This is a genomic window from Mixta tenebrionis (genome assembly GCF_006517625.1).
GTDB lineage: Bacteria > Pseudomonadota > Gammaproteobacteria > Enterobacterales > Enterobacteriaceae > Mixta > Mixta tenebrionis.
On the sequence record NZ_VHQI01000027.1, the window covers coordinates 3261 to 5399 of the forward strand.

Annotated in this window: 2 tRNA genes and 1 rRNA gene; all 3 read right to left on the bottom strand. The window is 54.0% G+C overall.

From position 1 onward, the window contains the following. Window positions 1–71: 71 nt before the first annotated feature. Window positions 72–147: transfer RNA gene (locus FKM52_RS21160), tRNA-Glu, on the bottom strand. A 169-nt stretch (window positions 148–316) separates the two neighbouring features. Next, window positions 317–393: transfer RNA gene (locus FKM52_RS21165), tRNA-Ile, on the bottom strand. Window positions 394–464: 71 nt separating this feature from the next. Then, a 16S ribosomal RNA gene (locus FKM52_RS21170) occupies window positions 465–2007 on the bottom strand. Between the last annotated feature and the right edge of the window lie 132 nt (window positions 2008–2139).

A 2139-nucleotide genomic window follows, 5' to 3' on the forward strand; every position in this document is an offset into this window, starting at 1 on the left:
TCTTAAAGCCGACTCGTTAAAGTCAGTTTTAAGATATGTGGGCAGGTAACTTTCACTTACGTACCAGCAAGTGGCGTCCCCTAGGGGATTCGAACCCCTGTTACCGCCGTGAAAGGGCGGTGTCCTGGGCCTCTAGACGAAGGGGACACTGAGTCTGCTTCGCAAGACGCCTTGCTCATGCTTTCTATCAGACAATCTGTGTGAGNAGATATTTCGGTAAAACCCACGCACCGTAATTCTTTCTCAGGCAAGGCATACGTTCGGGAAGTTTACTTCGGTAAACGACCGGGCGTATAACGCAGCATGAGGAAGAATTTGGTAGGCCTGAGTGGACTTGAACCACCGACCTCACCCTTATCAGGGGTGCGCTCTAACCACCTGAGCTACAAGCCTGCCGGGGTTTTACTGCTCGTTATTTCTATCAGACAATCTGTGTGAGCACTTCACCGAGCGGTATCCGCTGGTAAGGAGGTGATCCAACCGCAGGTTCCCCTACGGTTACCTTGTTACGACTTCACCCCAGTCATGAATCACAAAGTGGTAAGCGCCCTCCCGAAGGTTAAGCTACCTACTTCTTTTGCAACCCACTCCCATGGTGTGACGGGCGGTGTGTACAAGGCCCGGGAACGTATTCACCGTGGCATTCTGATCCACGATTACTAGCGATTCCGACTTCACGGAGTCGAGTTGCAGACTCCGATCCGGACTACGACGCACTTTGTGAGGTCCGCTTGCTCTCGCGAGGTCGCTTCTCTTTGTATGCGCCATTGTAGCACGTGTGTAGCCCTGGTCGTAAGGGCCATGATGACTTGACGTCATCCCCACCTTCCTCCGGTTTATCACCGGCAGTCTCCTTTGAGTTCCCGCCATCACGCGCTGGCAACAAAGGATAAGGGTTGCGCTCGTTGCGGGACTTAACCCAACATTTCACAACACGAGCTGACGACAGCCATGCAGCACCTGTCTCACGGTTCCCGAAGGCACAACCGCATCTCTGCAGTCTTCCGTGGATGTCAAGACCAGGTAAGGTTCTTCGCGTTGCATCGAATTAAACCACATGCTCCACCGCTTGTGCGGGCCCCCGTCAATTCATTTGAGTTTTAACCTTGCGGCCGTACTCCCCAGGCGGTCGACTTAACGCGTTAGCTCCGGAAGCCACTCCTCAAGGGAACAGCCTCCAAGTCGACATCGTTTACGGCGTGGACTACCAGGGTATCTAATCCTGTTTGCTCCCCACGCTTTCGCACCTGAGCGTCAGTCTTCGTCCAGGGGGCCGCCTTCGCCACCGGTATTCCTCCAGATCTCTACGCATTTCACCGCTACACCTGGAATTCTACCCCCCTCTACGAGACTCAAGCCTGCCAGTTTCGGATGCAGTTCCCGGGTTGAGCCCGGGGATTTCACATCCGACTTGACAGACCGCCTGCGTGCGCTTTACGCCCAGTAATTCCGATTAACGCTTGCACCCTCCGTATTACCGCGGCTGCTGGCACGGAGTTAGCCGGTGCTTCTTCTGCGGGTAACGTCAATGGCCGCGGTTATTAACCGCAACCCCTTCCTCCCCGCTGAAAGTACTTTACAACCCGAAGGCCTTCTTCATACACGCGGCATGGCTGCATCAGGCTTGCGCCCATTGTGCAATATTCCCCACTGCTGCCTCCCGTAGGAGTCTGGACCGTGTCTCAGTTCCAGTGTGGCTGGTCATCCTCTCAGACCAGCTAGGGATCGTCGCCTTGGTGAGCCGTTACCCCACCAACAAGCTAATCCCATCTGGGCACATCCGATGGTGTGAGGCCCGAAGGTCCCCCACTTTGGTCCGAAGACGTTATGCGGTATTAGCCACCGTTTCCAGTAGTTATCCCCCTCCATCGGGCAGTTTCCCAGACGTTACTCACCCGTCCGCCACTCGTCAGCGAAGCAGCAAGCTGCTTCCTGTTACCGTTCGACTTGCATGTGTTAGGCCTGCCGCCAGCGTTCAATCTGAGCCATGATCAAACTCTTCAATTAAAGTCTGATGCTCAAAGAAAAACGTCGTAATGAATTACGTGTTCACTCAGAGACTTTGATACTGCAAATAGTTTTGCGATATCCGTTCCGTGAGTGCCCACACAGATTGTCTGATAAATTGTTAAAGAGCAG